General features: G+C 42.3%; 11 protein-coding genes. 3 read left to right on the forward strand and 8 right to left on the reverse strand.

All coding sequences use genetic code 11. The annotated features are described in order from the left end of the window. Positions 1 to 89: 89 nt before the first annotated feature. Together RG963_RS00865 and glpX are read right to left on the reverse strand one after the other, a co-directional pair. On the reverse strand, positions 90 to 1,400 hold the full coding sequence (locus RG963_RS00865) for a tRNA (N(6)-L-threonylcarbamoyladenosine(37)-C(2))-methylthiotransferase (RefSeq protein WP_310574382.1): 1,311 nt from the start codon (positions 1,398 to 1,400) through the stop codon (positions 90 to 92). A gap of 93 nt (positions 1,401 to 1,493) precedes the next feature. Next, on the reverse strand, positions 1,494 to 2,582 hold the full coding sequence (gene glpX / locus RG963_RS00870; RefSeq protein ID WP_310574455.1) for a class II fructose-bisphosphatase: 1,089 nt from the start codon (positions 2,580 to 2,582) through the stop codon (positions 1,494 to 1,496). A gap of 388 nt (positions 2,583 to 2,970) precedes the next feature. Between glpX and RG963_RS00875 the strand changes: the two genes are divergently transcribed. Then, positions 2,971 to 3,684, forward strand: coding sequence for a type 1 glutamine amidotransferase (locus tag RG963_RS00875; protein WP_310574383.1), 714 nt, complete (start codon positions 2,971 to 2,973; stop codon positions 3,682 to 3,684). A gap of 321 nt (positions 3,685 to 4,005) precedes the next feature. Further along, on the forward strand, positions 4,006 to 5,775 hold the full coding sequence (locus RG963_RS00880; RefSeq protein WP_310574384.1) for a hypothetical protein: 1,770 nt from the start codon (positions 4,006 to 4,008) through the stop codon (positions 5,773 to 5,775). 237 nt (positions 5,776 to 6,012) lie between these two features. Here the strand turns inward: RG963_RS00880 and cgi121 are convergent, their stop codons facing one another. The 4 genes from cgi121 to RG963_RS00900 all read right to left on the reverse strand — a co-directional run bounded on the left by cgi121 (position 6,013) and on the right by RG963_RS00900 (position 10,719). Further along, positions 6,013 to 6,543, reverse strand: a complete 531-nt coding sequence (cgi121, locus tag RG963_RS00885; protein ID WP_310574385.1) for a KEOPS complex subunit Cgi121 — start codon at positions 6,541 to 6,543, stop codon at positions 6,013 to 6,015. A 405-nt stretch (positions 6,544 to 6,948) separates the two neighbouring features. Further along, positions 6,949 to 7,740 (reverse strand): cytochrome B, encoded by a 792-nt coding sequence (locus RG963_RS00890; protein WP_310574386.1) that lies wholly within the window; start codon positions 7,738 to 7,740, stop codon positions 6,949 to 6,951. A 25-nt stretch (positions 7,741 to 7,765) separates the two neighbouring features. Beyond that, on the reverse strand, positions 7,766 to 9,556 hold the full coding sequence (locus tag RG963_RS00895; protein ID WP_310574387.1) for a nickel-dependent hydrogenase large subunit: 1,791 nt from the start codon (positions 9,554 to 9,556) through the stop codon (positions 7,766 to 7,768). Beyond that, the gene (locus tag RG963_RS00900) at positions 9,556 to 10,719 is read right to left on the reverse strand and encodes a hydrogenase small subunit (RefSeq protein ID WP_310574388.1); all 1,164 of its coding nucleotides are present in this window, start codon (positions 10,717 to 10,719) and stop codon (positions 9,556 to 9,558) included. The genes RG963_RS00895 and RG963_RS00900 overlap by 1 nt, the downstream gene beginning before the upstream one ends. 413 nt (positions 10,720 to 11,132) lie before the next feature. Between RG963_RS00900 and RG963_RS00905 the strand changes: the two genes are divergently transcribed. After that, positions 11,133 to 12,053 (forward strand): peptidoglycan-binding domain-containing protein, encoded by a 921-nt coding sequence (locus RG963_RS00905; protein WP_310574389.1) that lies wholly within the window; start codon positions 11,133 to 11,135, stop codon positions 12,051 to 12,053. Positions 12,054 to 12,335: 282 nt separating this feature from the next. Here RG963_RS00905 and RG963_RS00910 read toward each other — a convergent pair whose 3' ends face one another. Continuing rightward, positions 12,336 to 12,821 carry a hydrogenase maturation protease gene (locus RG963_RS00910; RefSeq protein ID WP_310574390.1) on the reverse strand — a complete coding sequence of 162 codons (486 nt, stop codon included), beginning with the start codon at positions 12,819 to 12,821 and terminating at the stop codon, positions 12,336 to 12,338. A gap of 84 nt (positions 12,822 to 12,905) precedes the next feature. Next, the gene (locus tag RG963_RS00915; RefSeq protein WP_310574391.1) at positions 12,906 to 13,688 is read right to left on the reverse strand and encodes a cytochrome B; all 783 of its coding nucleotides are present in this window, start codon (positions 13,686 to 13,688) and stop codon (positions 12,906 to 12,908) included. Positions 13,689 to 13,691 lie beyond the last annotated feature (3 nt).

Here is a 13,691-nt window from a genome sequence, read left to right on the forward strand (position 1 = left end):
CCTGTAAAAAAAGAATCTAACATTCTGATTTTAGATAATTAGATGTATAACTGAAAAAACGTAGTTGAAAAAAGTGAAAAACTGTAAGCTTAAGTGATAAGCTTTCCAAGGAAATAACCAGGCTTCGCACCAACGATTTCCACATCAGCATACTGGCCGGGCTTGAGATCAGAGCCGCTTATGACAACCGGGCGGTAGGAGTCCGTGCGGGTGAGAACATCCCCCATTTCCGTGTACTTCGAGACGAAGGCTTTTCCTTTCCAGCCGATCATTACCTGCTTGGACTTGATCTTGATTTGTTCACATACTTTGTGCAGTTCATGGGAACGCTGCACTGAAATCCTGGAATCGAGGTTTCGGAAGGAAAAAGCTTTCGTATGCGGGCGGGGAGAGTAACGGGAAATGTTTACTTTTTCCGGGCGGTATTTCTGTACCCATTCGACAGTTTCTTTGAAGTCATCATCGGTTTCATCGCAAAAGCCAACAATTATGTCAGTGAAGAGAGAGAGGTCTTCGAAACGGGCACGGAATTTCGTGATTATCGCGTCCACAGCATCCATTTTATGCAGGCGGTTCATTTTCTTCAGGACAGAGTGAGATGCGGACTGGATCGGGAGGTGGAGTAGTTTGAAGACTTTATCGGAATCAAAAGCTTCCACAAGATCATCGAGAATAGGAAGGACGGAGAAGGGATTCATCATTCCGACCCTAACTTTGAAGTCGCCGGGAATTTCCGCGATCATACGTAAAAGGGCTGGGAGTTTGAATTCCGTGTCCAGCCCGTACTGGCTGTCGTCCTGTGATGTGAGCCAGATTTCCCTGCAGCCATCTGCAACTGCGGTGCGGATATCTTCGACTATCTCATCCGAAGGAAAAGAGCGCAGTTTGCCTCTTGCATGCTTTACAATGCAGTACGAACAGGCGAAATTGCAGCCCTGAGAGATCTGGCAGATGTGAATATTGGGGTTGGAGCGCTCTCGTGGAACATTGAGGAAGCCAAGAGGTTCGGAAGTCCGGAACTCAAGACGTTCTTCTCCTTGCAATCGTCCTTCTTTTTTTCTCTGCTCGATTGAGGAAAGAACGTCGCCAAGGCGGGAAACCGCGTTTACTCCCAGAATATGAGCTTCGGGATTTGCGTGAAGGATATCTTCAAGCTGGACTTCCGGCATGCAGCCAGAGACGATCACCTGTATACCTCGCTCACCCATCCTGCGGATCTTATAGAGAATCTTTTGCTCTGTAGTGTATTTGACTGTGCAAGAATTGCAAATATAGACATCTGCCTGATCGACAGTATTAAGACCCACAAGTTCATGCCCTAGACTTTCGACGCTTGCCTTCATTATCTCGGCTGACGCCTGGCTTGCCGAACAGCCAAAACTTTCAAGATAGACCTTCATATTCTGACTCTGAACTCTATAGTTTTTTAATTTTGTAACTCTTTTGGAAATTCGTGTTTCAAAAAAGAATGAAAAAGAAGAGGATAAAAGGATTTACAGATAGAGAGGAGTCTCCTGCTTGTCCTTTATATAAATACTGTCCGTGAACCTGACAGCCCCGGATGCACCCATCGAAATCGTGTGTACCCTGGCGTCTCCACCGCCGAACAGGTTGACTTCTCGCAGAAAATGACCGGGAGTTACAGCTGTTGCTGAAAAGATCACATCATTCCCAGGCACAAGTTTGTTGGTATCAAGGATATCGTTGAGGTTTTGAAGGGTAATTCCCATTTTTTCGAGCCTTGGCATTTTTTCTTCGATTTCTTCATCGATCTTATCCTGACTCTTTCCGTTTGCAACCGTGGGGAGCACAAGCCTCGCGAGGATCTTTCCACCGAGGATTTTGATTGCAGCCGCTGTGAGCACGGCTTCACCTGAACCGCCTGCACCCATTACCATATGAATACCTGACCCTCGGACAGCAGTTGAAACCCCAGGCATAAGGTCTCCATCACTGACCAGCTTTACGCGGGCGCCTGCTTCCCGAATTTCGGTTATCTTCTGGGCGTGCCTGGGCCGGTCAAGAATTACAACAACAAGCTCTTCAATACTTCTTTCGAGAGCCTTTGCGACTATCTCAAGATTGTGCCTGACAGGGGCATCCAGGTCAATCTTTTCACCAGGATGATCTTCTTCATAGCGTACCACATCTGGCCCGACAACGATTTTGTCCATGTAGATATCAGGGCCGTGGAAAATTCCACCCCTTTCCGCCATGGCCATGACCGCAACCGAACCAGGGTACCCATCTGCGGTAAGGTTTGTTCCTTCAAGAGGATCGACTGCAATATCGACCTCCAGGTCTCCATTTCCTGTTCCTACCTGCTCTCCGATGTAAAGCATGGGAGCTTCGTCCCTTTCTCCTTCCCCGATTTTGATTATACCTTTCATATCAAGCTTGTTCAGTGTCCTTCGCATGGAGGCGACTGCTACCTGATCGGCAAAACTTTTGTTCCCGCGCCCCATCTGATAGGCTGCGGCAATGGCAGCAGCTTCTGTTACTTGAATAAGCCTGGGCAATAACTCACACTCAATAGGTCCTGCGCACTCAATCATCTCTTCTACTGTCTTTGGATGAGATATGATAATCAACTCCCATTTTCTGCTTACTGATAATCTTCTTCCTGATAATGAAATTCTTTTTTCGGTGATTTCCTTTACCTGTTTATGTGATTTCTTAACACAATCGTAATTAATGAATGTATTGCCAGGCAGGAAACAGATATTTATCTTATAAAACGTTTATCGCAGAAAGCTCTGTAAATAAAAAGCTTTCATACGGGCTTCAAAATAGAGAATAAAGAGAAGAAATATAAAAGAATGACTAAAAAAGTTCGACTTAAAGTTTAACTTAAAACGTAACTTAAAGCATAACTTAAAGCGTAACTTAAAGCGTAACTTAAAGCGTAACTTAAAGAGTGGTTTAAAAACAGCAGTTTCTGCTCTATTTAATCCTCAAGGGGAAACACCCGTGAGAATTCACTGTTTACAACACCTGAAAAACGATACCCTGGGAAATATAGGGACCTGGATAGCCAGAAAAGGATATAGACTTACGAAAACCCTGCTCTATGAAGACTCTCTTTTTCCTGACCCTGAGGAACTCGATTTGCTCCTGATAATGGGTGGCACCATGAGCGTTTACCAGAAAGAGGAATATCCCTGGTTAAAGCCTGAAAAAGAATTTGTTAGAAAAGTTATAGAAACAGGCATTCCGGTGCTTGGAAGCTGTTTTGGGGCTCAGATGATTGCCGAAGTGCTGGGTGGAAGAGTTACGGGGAATCAGTATAAGGAAATCGGCTGGCACACGGTACGAGCTATGGAAGGGAAAAACCTGAACAAGATCAGAAGTTTAAAACTTCCATCAGGAATGTTTCCGGAATTTACCGGTTTTATGTGGCATGGGGACATGTTTGAAATTCCAGACGGCGCAATGAAGCTTTTTGAAAGTGAGGCCTGCCCTAATCAGGGATTTATCTATAATGGAAACGTTCTCGGGCTACAGTTCCATCCTGAGGCTGACAGGCAGTGGGTAAGAAATCTCATCAAAGATTCGGGGCACGAGCTTGTTCCAGGAAAGTATATCCAGTCCGAAAAGGAAATCTGCTGGCAGCAAAGCTTTTTTGAAAATTCCATGAGCCTGGCTTTTTCTCTCATGGATTGGTTTGAAGAGAAATGTAAATAAGAAAAAAGGTGTGAGAAAGAACTAATGTGGACTCGATAAAGTACAGAGTGAAAAAGAAAAAAAGAAAGTAAAGTGTGAAAGAGAAGTAAGGTGTGAAGAGAAATAAAATGCAAAAGATGGAGTAAAGTGTGAAAGAAAAGTAAGGTGTGAAGAGAAATAAAATGTAAAAGATAGAGTAAAGTGCGAAAGAGAAGCTGACGAGAAACTCGGGATGCAGTTTCAGAAAATTATTACCGGGGATAATATGAGTGTTGATTTTAATTCAGGGGGAAATAAAACCCTTACATATTTAGATAATAGTATTTTAATGAGGTAAAAAATATGCTAGTAGAATCAATTATTGTAGCTCTCATAGCTTCATTTTTCTTGGGGTTTAAGGACAAAAAATTTAGTCTAAAGAAAACACTCAAATATTACGGAATTACTGCCATTTTTGGAACTATATTAATTTATGTATACTTATATTTGTTCACTCCTGCTTTTGTTGGCATATTAGGCGGGTACTACATAGTCGCAGCAATACCAATACTTATAATTTCGGCACTTTATATATCCATAGGTATATCGAGTAATTCAGATAATATAGAAATTGGAATTCAGGCATTAAAAATAATAGCAATACTTGGGGTTTTTATATACTTACTAGCCACTCCGATTTTGTATAATCAACAGTTACATGATATTCCCCAAGTAAAAGTTTATAATAACATTTCTCAAGGATCTAATTTTGCCCCTATCGATGCTCAGAATATGAGAATTGTTGATCAATCCATGGCTTATTACCTAGGAAATAAAGTAATTGGAAGCAGTGAGCAGAATTTAGGTAGCCAGTTTGAAGTAAAACAGAATGATTTTACGATCCAAAATGTAAATGGTCGATTGTACTGGGTTGCTCCTTTAGAGTTTAGAGATATTTTTAAGTGGTGGAGTGCAAAAACATCACCCGGCTTCATAATGGTAGATGCTGAAGATCCTTCTGCACCTGCAAAACTTTACACTGGCTATAAAATGAAGTATATGACCTCCTCATTTTTAGGTGATTATATTATCAGACATCTTTATTCAAATGGCTATCAGAATGTCGAATTAAAAGATATTAATTTTGAAGTTACAGATAAACTTCAGCCGCGTTGGGTAGTAAGCTTAACAACTCCATCAGTGCTTAATGGTGGAGATGTTGTTAAAGGAGTTACAGTTATCGATCCTGAAAATGGGGATATTACAGAGTATTCTCTTGGGAACGCGCCTGAATGGGTTGATAGAGTCATGCCTGAAGAACTTGCTAGGAATTATCTTAGTTGGTATGGCAAATATGTTCACGGTTGGTTAAATTCAGTAATTACAGAGAAAGACGTCAATGTTGTTAGTTCTGAGGATATGTGGTTAATACATGGAAACAATGGGCAAGCATATTGGTTTGCTGGAATGACTTCTTCCTCATCAAAGGATCAATCTCTAACGAGCATAGTATTAGTAAATTCGAGAGATGGGACTGTCAATCTGTACAGGATGAATGGATGGAATGAACAGGCTGTTATGGATGCAGTAAATGCTTCAGTGTCGAATTTCAAAAATTATCATAGCAGCGCACCTATACCCTATGATTGTTCAGGAAGGTTAGCTTATGTTGTTCCGATAGCTGCATCTTCGGATAATGGAGAAATATTCCAAGAAATAGGAATTGTAGATGCTATAACAGGACATGTTTCTCTTGGGAATACTAAGGCAACTGCCTTTGAGGGGTATAGAAGATACCTGAATGAAAACGGGTACAACTTCGCTATAACGAGTTCACGTGCCATAGGGAATATTACTGGAATTGTGAATAGGATCTCAGGTATTATTTCAGCAAATAACCTTGATTACAGGCTAATTTACCTCAATAATTCAAACATCATCTTTGAAATTCCAGTTTCTCAATATCCAGAGGCAGCCCTTACAAACATAGGTGATGCCGTAAGCATGACTTATGAAGATACGAGGGATTCTGTGATAACAATTGATAGTTTCAACAATTCAGGAATTGATGTGAGGATTAGCGCAGAACAACAGAATTATACACGGATGAGAGCGAATCAAACCGTGTATTAATTTTTAGAGTTTGGAGTAGTAAAAATAACAGAATTTGATGTTATTCAATGAACGTGGAATTCCTCACGTATCAAAATCCGGTAGTGGGCGTGAGTTATTGAAAACCATAAGCAGAAGGATTTATCTAGAATTTATTCAAATATGGAGGGTGTACTTGCTTTTTCGGAATTAATCAATGACTCATGGACACGACCCAAAATCCCTAAAAATTGATATCCCATTAAAAAAGTAGGAGACTTACTTTAAAAAATCTGCCAGCGCCACTCTTTCAATAACGAGTTCAGGAATATATTCCTCCCCTGCAGCTTCAATTTCTGCATCAGTAATCCCGAACAAGGAAAGGATTCCCTGCCTTTTGGCATCGGAATAAGCAAGCAGCTCAGAACATGATTTTTCCTCTATTAATTCTCTGATGGCAGAAAGAGCCAGAACCAGATTGTCCATTTTTCCAAGCAGCACGAAAGCAGTATTGTTTTCACCTTCATGCAACCCTATAGAAAAACTCCTCTCGATCTGCCTTTCTCCGGCTGCATAACGCATAATCTCAATTCCGGGATCTTTTGCTATGTTTTTGCCTGCAGCTAATGCTCTGAGTGCCTTTCCTACTGCAAAATGAAGATGTCTTTCACCTGCGATCAGATCTGCGTTCAAACCCTGGGCAATGACTTCGTTTTCGGAAGCGATAGAACTTACTGATTTCAGAAAGCCGGAAAGATTCGGGATCCGCACAGCTCCGCAGATTATCTGGATTTCCCTTTGCATTTCCATACCCCTGCCATAACGCGGGCTTTACAATAAGGATTTCGGTCGTATGAGAAAAATAAAAAATGGAACGCAGGAAGACAAAAAGATGAAATAAAAGAGTGAAGTAAAGAGATAAAATAAAAGAGTGAAATAAAAGAAAAGCCGAGAACTTTCAAAAAGGGCTATAAATTATTAAACTTTTAAGAATTAACTCAACCACAATCAGCCCCAGCAGTACCAAAAAGAAAAGAATCAAAAGGTTGATAATGATCATCGGGTTAATTCTTCTTCGAACTTCCCCTAGCCCATACATCAGAATTACCATATATAATAATGATAGATTAGTATATAATCATTTGTATATCCATAGACATAATAAATATATAAAGTATTAGAATATAGTATCAGTGTTCTCTTGTTGATCTTGTATCAGTGTTCTCTTGTTGCTCTTTTTTGATCGGTCTCCTCAATTACTTTGACAAAATGCCTGTCTGAAAGATCCTCTTTTCCTGACCAGAAAATTGCCCTGTGGTACTTCCAGACATTCGGATCGAGTTCAAGAATTCCTACATGAACCACGAGTTCAAAAACAAACCAGTAACCTGCAAGCAAATGTATTAAACGGATTAGCCCTAAAGCCTCAATACCAAGCAACGGCGCAAAGTACCATGCGACGGAGAGTATCCATTCTGCAATTGGAAGTCCGAGAGGAGTCCAGTTGATACTGTAAAGCACTACGCCTGTAATTGCTATCAGGAGGATTGCAGTGCTTTCAAAAATAATAAGCAGCTTGAGCATGGGATGAAGTTTTGTAACATAATGTCCCTTGCGCTCGTCATAAATCGTAAAAGCCGGATACCTGCCTTTTCCAAAAAAATTTTTGACTATATCAATAAGGCGTTCTGCATCATCTTTTCCAAACAAATAAGATTCCTTGAAATGCCCTATCCGGTCTCTGACACCACATCTTTCTCCTTTGCAGGAAAAAATATTGTAAGGAACCAGAATCCAGTTTGCGACGAGGAAAAAAGGTACAGCAATCATATGCAGAGTCCGAGCTATTTGAAAAGACATGAAATCCCAGCCAAAGTAGATTTTAAACCCTGTGAAAATAAGGGTTAGCATAGCTACAAGGTGCACCAGATGGGTAACCCTCTCAAGCCAGGTATAGCGCTCAACAATTACTCTCCCGGAAGCGGGTCTTTGAGTAGATCGTACCATACTTCCAACCTCCTTTAAATCACCCTTATATCACCCTTATATTGTAGTCCGGATGCTTTCCGGTTTTATCAATTGTATGCACTGCACATGCCAGGCAGGGATCATAGGAGCGAGCTGTATGCAGGATTCCTAGAGGATTCGAATAATCCACTCCAAGTGCATTTTCGGCAGCTGAAATTTTGGTGCCTATGAGAGCCTGCTCAACAGGACTTGGAATTTCCTGCGAATTCCTGGGAGCAAGGTTCCAGGTACTCGGAACCACAGCCTGGTAAAGGGTTACCATGGAATCCGTCCCTGTGGCAATCCAGTGTCCCAGGGCCCCTCGCGGAGCTTCCCATAAACCCATTCCTGCAGAACTCTTTGCCATGGAAAGATCGGTATGCACAGCGACCTTTCCGCCTGCCTGAAGATCCTGTGTGAGCCATTTCATAAGTTGTGGAACCACTACAAGAATTTCCTGCATTCTTGCAATCATGCGGGTATAGTTGTTGACAGGATAGTAGCCGTTATCTTGAAAAGTTTTTACCAATCCCGTAACAAGAGGTTCTCCCATAATCATCATACGAGCAAGGGGACCGACCTCACACGGAATTCCATCATAATGAGGGGCTTTTGCCCATGAGTAGCGGCTCTTCGATCCTTTTGTATAATCGATATTTTCAGGATCTCCTTCCGGAACTGTAGCCCCATTCCAGGGAGGACGATCTTTTATGTCGTCAATGTAAAAGGAGTGGCTAATACTTTCTGAGATCTTCCTGTAGTCGAATTTCTCAAGCTTGAAATAGCCATTCATATAGCCGGAAGGAATAACTCTGCTGTCCGCAGGACTTGTGGGGTCATATCCATCACCTTTCTCAGGCCTGAAGAAAACTCCGTAAGAAAGAAAACCGATCTTATCGGGATCTTTGTAAGTACCTGCAAGGTCCATTTTCATACTGATAGGCAGACCAAGAAGCTTTTCTCCTACCAGCTCCGAGCCAAAAGCCGCAAAGAGCGGGACATCTCCCCAGCCTGCAGAGTGTGAGAAGTCCTTGCTGACGAGGGATTTATTCAGAAGTTCCTGCAGGCGTTCAATCACGAAATTAACAGCTTTTTGAGGAGAAGAAGCTCTGTAAGTATTTTCAATCCAGGTATCGGGAGAGACCCCAAGAGTAAATGCTTCAATGAACTCCATCGTCTTCGATACATAGCCTACAATTTGCCCGATATCAGCAACCGTCGGAGAATAAACTACTCCCCCAACATTTTGAAGAACCGGATGAGGCATCTTGCCAGCTATCAGAGAAATGGCTTCGTGCAAGCGGCGAAATTCCCCTATAGCACCGAGATAGGATGAACCAGCCGGATAACTGATACCGTTAAGCTGATAAATCAAAGGTGCAAAACGTCCTTGGAGTTCTTTCCATACTGCATTTCCAACATCCCCGTATTTTGCCAGGATATCACGATAAGCCGGGTTTGCAAGATCAGGACCCCAGAGTACGTAGATATGGGCTGCATGGCTGGCTATGTAATTCAGGCTCTGGTGAATGTTTCGCATTACAAGAGCGTTTTTGGGAACCTCTCCTGCAACCCCGAAAAGTTCGTCCAGGGCATTTGCTGCAGTTATGCCATGGCTTACCGGGCAGACCCCACAGATCCTTTGGACCAGAAGTGCTGCATCCCTGGGATCATGCTTCTGAAAAAGCCTTTCAAACCCCCTTAACTGCAAGCCATTACTCTGGGCATCAGTAATCACGCCTTCCCCATTAACTTCGGTATTGATCCTGTAATGCCCTTCAATTCTCGAAACAGGATCGACAATGACCTGTACCATTATTTTTCACCTCCGGTTTTCTCTGAAGCGCTTTCTTCGGCAAAGCCTTCCTCGTCCTCAGGTCTTTTCAGGACAGTTCTTCTGACAGCGTGAGCCCCTGCAGCAAGCAGAGCACCTCCTATTGCCACACCTGCTACAGTACTGATATTCGTACCTAAAATTCCTGTTTTCTCAATTTCCACGAAAAAAGGCCTTGATGAATCCGGGAAGCCAGGTTCAACACAGGATATACAGGGAGAACCTGCCATCGGACATAAATTAAGGTGGCCATTCCAGTGGCGAGTACCACAATCGGCATGGGAATAAGGACCCTTGCACCCTAGTTTCCATAGGCATTTTTCTCCACCGACTGTCAGATCAAATTCTCCACGGTCATAGTATCCGCGACGAGGACAGTTATCATGGACAACATGGTCAGGCGGGAAGAAAACCTTTGGACGCTTCCATCGATCCAGTACATAAGGCAAATCGTCAGGTATCTTTATCTTTCCCAGAACAACTGCGCCTATTGTCAAAAACACCCAGTCAGGATGTGCAGGACAACCGCCAATATTGATAACCGGTGTATTGATACCAAGCAGGTCTACAATCCCTTTTGATGAATCTTCCATAGTAAAGGCAATTCCACGGGGATCCAGAAGTTCAACTATATCACTCTTAGCAGCGTTCACCCCACTGTTAGTTGCACACTGCCCGATTGCAACAATTACTGAGGCATTTTTCGCAACTTTCTCGTAAATTTCCTTATAGGGCCTGCCCCCGTACATAAGATATTTCCCGGAACCTTGAGGTCCGTTCGCGACTGCTCCCTCAGAGACAAGAACGTAACCTTTTTCCCTTTCCATGATTTCATCCAGCATGATCTCAGAGTTCAGCTCACTGGTATTTGCGAGTTTTCCATCCACGAAAATTCCCTGCTGCATCATTAAAACTTCATGATAGAGCAGTTTGAGATTGTAAACCCGAAGGAATTCGACGATATCAGGCGATCCTCCGTCCAGCATTGATATGGTACAGCCACTATCCATTACTCCGTGAAGCCATACGACTTTAGTTTCCGAAAGCTCAAGGGCTTTTGCCATATCGCTTTTATATGTTTGTAAAAACAGTGAGGCCCCCAATACCCCGACAGCCTTTATAAAAGTCCGTCGATCCATCTTCATAAAATCGAGATTTTTAAACTTTTCAAGTAAGCTCTCATTACTCGTTCCATTTCCCCCACTATCGCAAATCTTTTTATATAGAGATATATATAAGATAGGGCTTAATATATTAAAAGACTATCATAATCCCTATCTACTTGCTTTGTAAATAACCTTTGAGTGCTAAAAAACAGGTATTCTAAGAATGCATCTTTCTTTAGAGATATGTTGAAATTTTATAATTAACGCCCAATCTAACTACTTTTTAAATAAATACATGTTTTATAAAAATTTATATAATTAAATACCCTTCTTTATTTATCGAAATTTAAAGGCTATGGCATATTTGCTATAGCATGTTTAAGAGTGAATTTAATAGTGAAGGCTGTATATTTTAGAAAAGAAAACTATGCAGCAAATATGGGGGATAGAATATGACTATTGGGGACGGTCATGATTTAAGATCGCCGAGATTTGCAGGCGATGAAGTTTTGCAGGCGTGTTACGACAACGAAAGATTCCTTCAGAGAGGGGATAGTGGATCTGCAGTAGAAAAAGTTCAACAGGCTCTGATATTTTTGAGCTTTCCGGTGCCCGAAGTTGGAGCCAACGGTATCTTTGGTGACGAAACTGAACTGGCTGTCAGAAGCTACCAGGAAGCACGCGGGCTGAAGGTTGATGGTGTAATAGGATTAATCACTATAGGAAGTCTCGATGCAGAATTTATCACTGACGTAGAAGAGCCTTCGGTTTCACCAGCACCTGAACCACAGGTATCGGAAGTTTCGACTCCATTATTCCCGGAATCTCCAGTTCGATCACCAAGAGCGTCTCCGGTTGAGCCGGTAAGGGCACCTGAAGTCCCACCAGTAAAGGTGCCCCATGCTCCGCCAGTAGAGAGGCCTGCAGTAAAAATACCTCAACCTCCAGATGCACCGGTAGCGGAACCTCCGATCCTGACGACACAAACAGTTCCGCCTGAACAAACGCCGGTTCGTGTGACCAAGCCCGTGATTCCACCTATGAGTAAACTACCAAATACAATTGATAGTCAGGGACGTAAATTCCATACTGCAGGAACCTGGGGTGGGGATAATTCTTCTTTTGAAGCTGAGGCTGGAAAATCGGTACGGCTTGAAGTAAGTAATCTGAATGTCACTGAATCAAATATCCAGATAAAGACAAATACAGGAGAAGTCAAGGAATCTTTGCTTTTACCTGACACTCTTGTAGATTTTAAATTCTCCGCGATAGAAGAGCCCTTTATATGGAGATTTTACATTGAGACCGACAGTAAGGATTCTTTAATCGAATGGAAACTCTATAGCAACTGGGTGCCTGGGAAATCCGAATAACCAGTGAATCAGGAATAGAAGTGTATTTGGCATTAAGCTGTTGCTAAATACAGAATAATATTTTAAATCAGAAAGATATGACGACTTCAATGGCATCGATTTTTGGGCTCTTTGCCCTTCCATTAATTTTGCAAAACTAGTCTTAAAACAAACTGCAAGATGTTTTATTTTAAGAGTTCGCATATGCTTCTTTTACCAGAAATCTCTTGAATCAAATAAAATTAACAAAAGCACATTCACAAAAACAAAATTAGCAAAAATAAGATAATAGAAAGAAAAAAATTAAAGTATGGAAGAAATCTCTTCCCTGATAAGCCTTATAGACTCATCTACACCTTCGAGAACCTCAGGACTTATCTCCCGAGTAGCTTCAGTGACCACAACTCCTATTTCAATCCCAATGACAACAATTTCCGGGAGGGTTTGGACCTGTTCTCCAATCTTCAATACATCTGTAATTGTCAGATCGTGAACCGAGAGCAGGGGGTGAAATTCAGTGCCGTTTAGCAGATCCCTGCCTTCGATGCGGTGTACCGAACCTGCAGGGCTGTCTGCCAGAATCGCATCAACTATAATGACCTTTCTGGCGCCGTCGAGAAGATTAAGGAGGTCGAGTCCGCAGACCCCTGCGTCTTCTATGTCAAGGTCTTCGAGGCTTGCAAGTTCCGTTTTTTGAAGAACCTCAATGACTTTGAGGCCAACACCATCGTTTCCCATTAATGGGCTTCCGAATCCAAGGATGCGGACAGGAGCATGTAATATAGACATATTCTCACTTAATTAAAAAGCATACAGGTTTTTGAACATGCCTATATTACCTTTTCCAGTTAAGATTTATTTTTAACAACTTTATCAGTGTTTTTTAGGCTTGCATTCCTTAGCATCAAACCTTGAATATTTCTCTATAACCTCTGAATAGTGAGTGTCTGAGAGGTCTTCTTTTCCTGACCAGAAGATAGCTTTGTAGTACTTCCAGACATGAGGATCAAGCTCCAGAATACCCACATGAATTACCAGTTCAAAGACAAACCAGTAGGTCAGCAGCAGGTGAAGAGCCCTGAGGAACTGCAGGGAAGTCATGTCGAATACAGGTGCAATAAGGCTTCCTGCAGACAGGATCCATGAGCCTATAGGGAGGCCGAAAAGCGACCAATCAAGCTTGTAAAGAACAATGCCTGAAACCGCAATAAAGAAGATGGCCGTACCTTCAAGCACAATCAGGATCTTCATTAAGGGGTGAAGTTTAGTCTCATAGTGGCCTTTTTCTTCATCATAGATGGAAAATGCAGGGTATCGGCCTTTCCTGAAGAAGTTACCAATTATACCACCCATGCGAGTTGCATCTTTAGGACCGAAAATATAATGGTCCGTAAAGTGTGAAATTTTTCCCAGAAACCCATGGCCTTCGGAGAAGATATTGTAAGGGATAAGGATCCAGTTCACTGCAAGCAGGAACGGAACCATTATCATGTGAAGCCCGCGGGCGGTATGGAAACTCATAAAGTCCCATCCCGTATAGATCTTTAACCCGGTGATGATGAGCACTATCATCGCAATAGCATGGACAGTATGAGCTATCCTGTCAGTTAAGGTATAGCGCTCAACAACCATTGACCGGTTGTCTTTAGATTTCATTGT

The organism is Methanosarcina baikalica (genome assembly GCF_031461075.1).
In the GTDB taxonomy this organism is placed as follows: Archaea; Halobacteriota; Methanosarcinia; order Methanosarcinales; family Methanosarcinaceae; genus Methanosarcina; species Methanosarcina baikalica.

What these genes read in the sequence shown, in the direction of transcription:
- RG963_RS00865 (WP_310574382.1), bottom strand. Translation starts at nt 1,400, where the DNA reads ATGAAGGTCTATCTTGAAAGTTTTGGCTGTTCGGCAAGCCAGGCGTCA.
- RG963_RS00880 (WP_310574384.1), top strand. Translation starts at nt 4,006, where the DNA reads ATGCTAGTAGAATCAATTATTGTAGCTCTCATAGCTTCATTTTTCTTG.
- cgi121 (WP_310574385.1), bottom strand. Translation starts at nt 6,543, where the DNA reads ATGGAAATGCAAAGGGAAATCCAGATAATCTGCGGAGCTGTGCGGATC.
- RG963_RS00890 (WP_310574386.1), bottom strand. Translation starts at nt 7,740, where the DNA reads ATGGTACGATCTACTCAAAGACCCGCTTCCGGGAGAGTAATTGTTGAG.
- RG963_RS00895 (WP_310574387.1), bottom strand. Translation starts at nt 9,556, where the DNA reads ATGGTACAGGTCATTGTCGATCCTGTTTCGAGAATTGAAGGGCATTAC.
- RG963_RS00900 (WP_310574388.1), bottom strand. Translation starts at nt 10,719, where the DNA reads ATGAAGATGGATCGACGGACTTTTATAAAGGCTGTCGGGGTATTGGGG.
- RG963_RS00905 (WP_310574389.1), top strand. Translation starts at nt 11,133, where the DNA reads ATGACTATTGGGGACGGTCATGATTTAAGATCGCCGAGATTTGCAGGC.
- RG963_RS00910 (WP_310574390.1), bottom strand. Translation starts at nt 12,821, where the DNA reads ATGTCTATATTACATGCTCCTGTCCGCATCCTTGGATTCGGAAGCCCA.
- RG963_RS00915 (WP_310574391.1), bottom strand. Translation starts at nt 13,688, where the DNA reads ATGAAATCTAAAGACAACCGGTCAATGGTTGTTGAGCGCTATACCTTA.